The organism is Methylobacterium sp. yr668 (assembly GCF_900116245.1).
Classification (GTDB): domain Bacteria; phylum Pseudomonadota; class Alphaproteobacteria; order Rhizobiales; family Beijerinckiaceae; genus Methylobacterium.
In genome coordinates this window covers 1-6,914 of sequence record NZ_FOZY01000072.1, presented here as the reverse complement: position 1 = coordinate 6,914, position 6,914 = coordinate 1, and the positions used below count along the sequence as shown (strand labels likewise).

The 6,914-nt window shown below is 66.8% G+C and carries 5 protein-coding genes and 2 pseudogenes; 4 read left to right on the top strand and 3 right to left on the bottom strand.

Going from position 1 to position 6,914, the window contains the following annotated elements:
• Nucleotides 1–108: 108 nt before the first annotated feature.
• Nucleotides 109–704: pseudogene (locus tag BM419_RS31040) on the bottom strand (IS5 family transposase); the annotation flags it as partial.
• Nucleotides 705–2,936: 2,232 nt separating this feature from the next.
• Between BM419_RS31040 and BM419_RS31030 the strand changes: the two are divergent.
• From BM419_RS31030 to BM419_RS31015, 3 genes and pseudogenes are all read left to right on the top strand, one after another.
• Nucleotides 2,937–3,363: pseudogene (locus BM419_RS31030) on the top strand (hypothetical protein).
• A 450-nt stretch (nucleotides 3,364–3,813) separates the two neighbouring features.
• Nucleotides 3,814–4,083, top strand: a complete 270-nt coding sequence (locus BM419_RS32700) for a hypothetical protein (RefSeq protein WP_244540936.1) — start codon at nucleotides 3,814–3,816, stop codon at nucleotides 4,081–4,083.
• 695 nt (nucleotides 4,084–4,778) lie between these two features.
• The gene (locus tag BM419_RS31015) at nucleotides 4,779–5,108 is read left to right on the top strand and encodes a DUF3761 domain-containing protein (RefSeq protein ID WP_082558009.1); all 330 of its coding nucleotides are present in this window, start codon (nucleotides 4,779–4,781) and stop codon (nucleotides 5,106–5,108) included.
• Between the two features lie 659 nt (nucleotides 5,109–5,767).
• Here BM419_RS31015 and BM419_RS31010 read toward each other — a convergent pair.
• A complete protein-coding gene (locus BM419_RS31010) occupies nucleotides 5,768–6,184 on the bottom strand; it encodes a GlcG/HbpS family heme-binding protein (RefSeq protein ID WP_082558008.1) in 417 nt (138 codons plus the stop codon).
• 155 nt (nucleotides 6,185–6,339) lie between these two features.
• Nucleotides 6,340–6,558 carry a hypothetical protein gene (locus tag BM419_RS32185; protein ID WP_139257184.1) on the bottom strand — a complete coding sequence of 73 codons (219 nt, stop codon included), beginning with the start codon at nucleotides 6,556–6,558 and terminating at the stop codon, nucleotides 6,340–6,342.
• A gap of 78 nt (nucleotides 6,559–6,636) precedes the next feature.
• Here BM419_RS32185 and BM419_RS31005 point away from each other — a divergent pair.
• The coding region (locus tag BM419_RS31005) for a helix-turn-helix domain-containing protein (protein WP_139257159.1) at nucleotides 6,637–6,914 on the top strand (278 nt) is incomplete at its 3' end.

The following is a 6,914-nucleotide window of genomic DNA, read 5'->3' as shown; positions in this document are numbered from 1 at the left end:
ACAACCGTGCCATCGCGATCCTCCTGCGCTGGAAACCTCAAACTCAGGAAGAAAACGCAAGCGACAGCAATTGGTTGTATGAGTTCCCTACCTAGGGTTTGGACTCGATCAGCACCAGAAGGCGATGACGGCGGCCAGAGCGAGGGCCGAGGCGTAGTTGCGTGCGAGCTTGTCGTAGCGGGTGGCGATCCGGCGAAAGTCCTTGAGGCGGTTGAAGGTCGCCTCGATCCGCCACCGCTCCCGATAGCGGCTCTTGTCGTGGCGGATCTTCCGCTTGCGGCCGCGCTTGCCCGGGATGACCGGCGTGATGCCGCTCTTGCGGAGGTCAGCGCGCAGCCAGTCGGCATCGTAGCCCTTGTCGGCGGCCAGACGTTGGATCCGGCCTGGCGCTTCGGCCAGCACCGCAGGCGCGGTGGTCACATCGCTGGCGTTGCCGGGCGTCAGCAGGAGGACGCCGGGGCGGCCGAGGACGTCAGTGAGCGCGTGGATCTTGGTAGTCTGGCCGCCGCGCGACGGGCCAATGGCCTGCGCCGTCGCCCCCCTTTGCCGCCATGGGCAGAGCGGTGGGCGCGGACGTAGCTGCTGTCGAGGGCGGCCGCATCGCCCGTCCATCCGGCCTTGGCCAGCGCGGCGAGCATGGCTTTCTAGAAGCCGCGCCGCGACCATCGGTTGAAGGCGTTGTAGACCGAGGTCCGCGGGCCGTAGGCGGCCGGGCACCCGACAGCGCTACTGCCCCGGTCGACCGATCCGACGAACGGAAAGCCAGCCAGTAGGGTTTCGATGAAGCCCAACGCGTCCGCGGCCTCCCGCTTGTCAGGGCGCTCCGTCAAATCCGGCATGGTGAAGCCGGGATCCAGGGCGAGATACAGCCGCGTCGCCGGGTCGTAGCCTGCGACCGTCAGCAGCGAGCCGTCCGGGCGCAGCGTCGGCGTGGTGATGATGCCCGCAACCGCCGGCACCCGCCATTGCCCCTCGCGGGCCAGGAGCGTCGCCGTCATCTCGACGGGCGGGTTGATGTCCAGCCAGTCTTCGGCCCGGCTGTCGTACCGCTGAAACCGCATGGTCCGAGCGGACATATCGGCGAGGCTGACGGTGGTGAGGGGGCACATGCGCGCCACCGTCGTCAACTTCCTGTTGCAGGAGAACCCGCAGCTCACGAACGCCCTGCAGAACGCCCAGAGCCCGCGGGAGGCCAACCGCCTCATGGCGGATGCGTGGAAGTTCGCGGGGTACAACCGCCCCGGTGGTGAGAACGCGGCCCGACTGGCGACGACGCAGGCTTATGCCAGCAGCTTCGGCGGCGGCGGCGGTGGGGGAGCCTTGCCGGCGCTCGCAGCCTCGCGCAGGGGCTCGATGGGCTCGACTGCCCAGCAGGGCTGGCTTCGGCTTGAACGGCATCGTCGGGCAAGGTGCGGCCGTGCCGGGGCAGGCGTCCCCCGTGCCGAATGTGGCCTCGCTGTCCGCTCAGCCGACGGAGCTCGCCCCCGATCCGGTCGGGTTCTCGTCAGACCCTGCCGCCCAGCCCCAGCAGCCAGGAAGTCAGTACGGACAGATTGCGAATGCCCCCTCGCACCGCCGCCGCTCGCCGCGTGACGCCCGTTGGCCGCTCGAAAGGCCGCCGCGGCGGCACCCTGAAATTCTGGACTGAAGGACACCACCCGCGTGGCTGCTATCAGCGTGTCGGCTCCAGATCGTCCGCGAACCGCGACTGCTGCTAGGTAACGCTAGGGCCGACCCTCAACGACAACGGCGCAGCAACCCGTGAGGTCACTGCGCCGCTTGATCGGGCCGTTGAGGGGGGAAGACGGCCTTGGTGAAGAGCTACGCCCGACGCCGCCTCCGCGCAGTGCGCCCGAGCACATCCAAAAGGATGTAGCGCGGTAGCGACAGGGATCAGCCATCACCTGTGGACAGCGAAAAGCGCCCCTGATCCGTCAAGGTTCAAGAGCGAGCGTGATGCCCTCTCTCCCGATCCGGCCTTGTCATGTTCGCCAGCCCTCACGCCTTCGTCCTGCACCATCGCGAGCGTCTCGCAGTGCTCGTCTCCTCGGTCTTGTTCCTCGCGGGCGCGCTGCCGTTGTTCTGGGCGGTCGGGTGACGACCTCGGCGCACCCTGAATTCACCTCGGCCCCCCGTTAGTAGAAGCCAGCCGATGACCGCTCAGGCCGCGTCATCCGATGACGGCTTCCGGCACTTCGCTCCGCGGCGGGATGCTGCACTTCGGGCAGCGGAGCGAGCCCGACCGACGCCGACCGCGCAGACTGGATCCTCGATAGGACCTCGGGGTCGCAGACACTTCAGTGCGTGAGGTGTGGTCCTCCAAGCTTATGGCAGGCTGCTGGCAAACTCGCTGGCAGCGACTGGCACCCTGTGGGTCCTTGTAGTCCGATCTCCGCGGCCTTCCTCAACGGCGCAGACGGCGCAGCGTATGGGTGGCTGCGTCGCACGTCGGTTGAAGCACGGCAGGGTACGGTCGGGTCCGGCAAGAGGCGGTAGAAGACGGTCCTGGCACGGTAAGCGGGACGGCAGCGGGACGGCAGCGGGAATGCCTCGGTCTGCGCCTACGACAGCTTCGTCTCCGAGCGGCGTGCTGAACGAGCCATCGCGATCAGCTCGGCGGCCGTCAGAGGGCGAGGCGGCAGCGGGTCAGTGCGCGTGTCGAGATGCCCCGAATGTGGCATCCCCGGTATCTGCCGCGGCCGTCCCGGCCATATCCGCGCGATCCGTCCAACCTTTCTCGCGGCCACCGCCACCATGCACGCCTCCAAACGCCAAGGAGGCGCGTCGGTAAGCCATCGCTATCCGTCCAGTCAGGCGCTCCCAGGCAGGTCCGACGCTGGGACCTTGCACCATCAACATGCGAGCGGGTCTGTTCGAGCCTGACCGGCGCCCTACTGCTACGCTTTCCCCGCCACTGCTGCCACAGTGTCGCCACCATGCCGATCCGGCCCGAGCACCGCTTCTTCTACCCCATCGACTGGGCGCAACTCTCGGCCATGATCCGGTTCGGGCGGGCGAAAGGCTGCTGTGAGGGCTGCGGACGGCTGCACGGGCGGGATGGTCTACCACCTCGGCGACGGGCGCTGGTGGGATGCTGAGGCCGGCCGGTGGCGGGATGGATGGGGCCGCCGGATCCGGATCGCGACGGGGGCTGACATCCTTGGCCAGGCACGCCGGACGCGGGTCGTCCTAGCCGCCGCCCACCGCGACCACGATACCTCGAACAACACCGACGCCAACCTCGCGGCCTTCTGCCAGCGGTGCCATATGATCCACGACCGGCCGGAGCATCAGCGGCGTCGCTGGCGAACGCTGTTCAGGCGGAAGGCGCTGGGCGACCTGTTCGGCGGCCCCTACGCGTGAAGTGGGCTGCGAGGGCGCTATAAGTGCCCCGCAGCACATCGGGTCGGAAAGCTTGAGCATAGATCTCTCTCAACGACGGCAGCAGCCGCTAACCCAGTGGAGATCGTCATGTCTGTCTCATCCCGCCTCGTCCTGCTCAGTGGTGTTGTCCTTCCGGCTAGCGCCCTGCTCGTTGGAGCCTATGTCGCCCTCGCCAGCCTCGCGCTGCCGATGCATTTCGCTTGAGGAGCCGAGCTAAGGCCGAGAAATCGCAGTAGGTCCTCTGAAGGGGACGGTCGCATAGCCGCCCTCAAGTGCCCTGTTTTTAAAACTTGCCGCCAGCGGATACCGCGCTGTACGAGTGCAGATCAATTGAGATCCGCCTTGCGCCACCGAGCCCTCGCAACTGTCGTCCTTGCCATCGGTGTGCATGCAGCGCCCGCACGCGCACAGACTGAAGAAGAGCAGGCCTTGGCCCTGCTTCGAGCATCCAGCGCGCAGTCGGCCATCATCACGTTCTGCGGCAAGCACTACGCGATCGATGGCACGACCGCGCTGCGGATCTCACAGACCGCGCGAGATGTGGCCACCAAGGTGCTCGGCCAGGAACGAGCAAATGCCGCCTTCAAGGACGAGCTGGCTCGGCGCTACGCCGAGGTGAAGGAGGCTGGGGAGCAGCAGTGGTGTACCGACCAGCGGGAGGAGCTGTCGGGCAGCGAGATCCGGATCTTCAAGAACTGAGCCGCAAGATCAACCAGCCAGCTACCATCTCAAGCACGGCAACGGAGCCTTAACCATAGCGACGTAGGCGTACTCACTCAGTCACGGATCCACGTAGCAACGCCGCACGGAACGACCATGCTGACGGTGAGCCAGCAGACGTGCGAAGTAATGGTCGATGGAGCCTGGCATCCAATCACCCTTGCAGAAGCGCGTGGTCTGTACACGATGGCGCAGAAGCGCTGCCCAGCCTGTCACGGCCAGGTGATTGTCGCCGGCACCTACGTGGGCGCGGGCTATCTTAAGCTGCAGCATCGCCGGTCACATGCCGGGTGCCCGCTTAAGCCTGAAACGTACACCGGAACACCGTCAGTGCACCCCCAGGCGCTAGCTTGACGGCCGCTCGGCCCCGCCCCGATCTGATCACGAGGCGGGGGAGCGTCCGATCTCACCAGCGGGCGGACCGATACGCAACGTGGCCCGGCAGCATGATGTTGGAGGCGGGTTAGCGAGCTGTCAGTGGGGCCGGCTTGGCGTTGTGCCGGAACAGGCCGCGCAGCAGCCGGAAGGGCAAGCGCAGCAGCCGGAAGGGCAAGCGCAGCAGCCTGTAGGCGGCGTGCGCATCCGCGGCACTGCCATCCGCGTTCGAAGTGGCGCACGAACCGTCGTGGCAGACACTACGTCGCCGGCCGCTTCTTCCGCGACTGAGGCGGTTCATGCCTTCGCACGATCGCCGCGGGGCGCCAACGAAGCTCCTCGCCATCACCCTGCTGGCAGCCTTGCTCGTGCCATCGAGCGAGGCTCTGGCGCGCGGATCGTGCAAGCTGTTCGCGCCTGAGGAGCTTCGACACGGCACCTACACGAACCGAGACGGCTGCGAGGTGCCACGCCCCGAGCAATCCAAGGGTTCGACCTGCGCCAAGCCTGTCGACGCCACGGCTCGCTGTCGCGATGGCGACTGGAGCTACAGCCAGCATCGCCAGGGGACATGCTCGCACCATCGCGGGGTCGCGTGTTGGGTCTCTGCGAGCCGCGACTGCTGCTAGATCCCGCTAGGACCGACCCATAACGACAACGGCGCAGCAACCTGTGAGGTCACTGCGCCGCTGGATCGGGCCGCCGAGGGGGCGATGCGGCCTTGAGGAAGGGCTACGCTCGACGCTGCCTCCGCGAGGTGCGCCCGAACACATCCAAAAGGATGTGGCTCGGTAGCGACAGCGATCAGCCATCACTTGTGGACAGCGCGAAGCGCCCCCGATCCGTCAAGGTTCAGGAGCGAGCGTGCTGACCTCTCTCCTGATCGGGCCTCGCCATGCTCGCCAGCCCTCACGCCTTCGTCCTGCACCATCGCGAGCCCCTCGCCGTGCTCCTCTCCTCGGCCCTGTTCTTGGTGGGCGCGCTCCCGCTCTTCTGGGCTGTCGGGTGACGACCCTAGCGCACCCAGAATTCACCTCGGCCCCCCCGTTAGTTGAAGCCAGCCGATGACCGCTCAGGCAGTGTCATCCGATGACGGCTTCCGGCGCTTCGAGCCGGGCGGACGGGGCGTCGTGTTCGTCCAGAGCATCGTGCTATCCGACCGGCGGGGGAGCGACCGAACCTTGCCCTTCAGGTCACCCTTCCGCTCGGGGCGGGGACCTTGGCAGCCGTCACTTTTTGCGAGCTACCCGTGGGCGACGTTGCGTGTGTCCAGCCCGGCCGCAGACGCTTAGCCAGGGAGGGGCAGCCGTCGGAGCGACTCGTACACGGCGTGACACACGGCTAGATCGTCCTCGGGCTCGCCACCCGACGAGCCGACGCCGCCCACGATGTCCTCGCCGGCCAGCAGCGGCAATCCACCCGTCAGAGGTAGGCGATCTGGAAAGGCGAGAAGCGCCGCGTTCGCCTGTACCGCTCCCTGAAGATCCTGGGTCGACGTGCGCGTGATCGCGGCCGTCCGAGCCTTCAACCAAGCCGCCTCGGGCGTGTGGAAACGCGCGCCGTCGAGGCGTTCCAGAGCGAGCAGCACGCCTGCCTCATCGACCACCGCGAACGCCACCGGAAGGCCGCGCCGTTCGGCCTCTGCGCGTCCCGCAGCCATGAGGATGCGCACGTCGGACGCATTGAGGCAGTTACGTTGATGCATGGGACACCGTCGGATTACGGTCGTGTGAAGCCCTGAACTACCCACCCCGGAACGCTGGCTCCTCCTACGGATCGTAGGTGTGGCAGTGCTACCAGGTCATGCGGTCAAGATGACGAGCGGCAGGGCGGGTGTCCAGGCAAGGCGGATCTCATTACCTAACCTGGCAGCTTCGGAACCTTGATCTGCCTGGAAATCGGTTGCCCTAGGTCGCCGATGTCATCCGTCACGGGGATGATCACATCCGGTTCGTCGATCAACGCATCAATCGCTGCGCTTACCGCGGCCTTCCACTCTTCCGGCGTCTGCGGCCGGGATACAGCTGGATCGGCATCCAGCAGGGCCCACAATTCACGCAAAGTATCGGTGTCGCTCATCCTTGCGAGTTAGAGCCGGTCCCGTGCCGCTTGAGACGGGTTGGCGGGTAGCGCGTTGGTGGGTGAAGGAGCACGCCGATGCCTTCACCTTTGTCCGTCGACTTACGCGAGCGTGTCGTGGCTGCCGTGGCGGCAGGAGCCTCGTGCCACCGAGCCGCGGCTCGCTTTGGGGTCAGCGTCTCCAGCGCCAGCCGCTGGTCGCAGCGCGCCCACCAAGAGGGCCATGTCGCGCCCAAGCCGATGGGCGGCGATCACACCTCGAAGCGCATCGAGGCGCATGCCGGGCTGATCCTGAGGATCTCCAAGCAGGAGCCGCGTCTTTTCCTGCGCGAGGTGCGCGACCGGCTGGCTGAGCA

Bases quoted from the DNA above. Each gene is read 5' to 3' on its own strand.
- BM419_RS32185 (WP_139257184.1), bottom strand. From the start codon at position 6,558: ATGAGCGACACCGATACTTTGCGTGAATTGTGGGCCCTGCTGGATGCC.
- BM419_RS31010 (WP_082558008.1), bottom strand. From the start codon at position 6,184: ATGCATCAACGTAACTGCCTCAATGCGTCCGACGTGCGCATCCTCATG.
- BM419_RS31015 (WP_082558009.1), top strand. From the start codon at position 4,779: ATGCCTTCGCACGATCGCCGCGGGGCGCCAACGAAGCTCCTCGCCATC.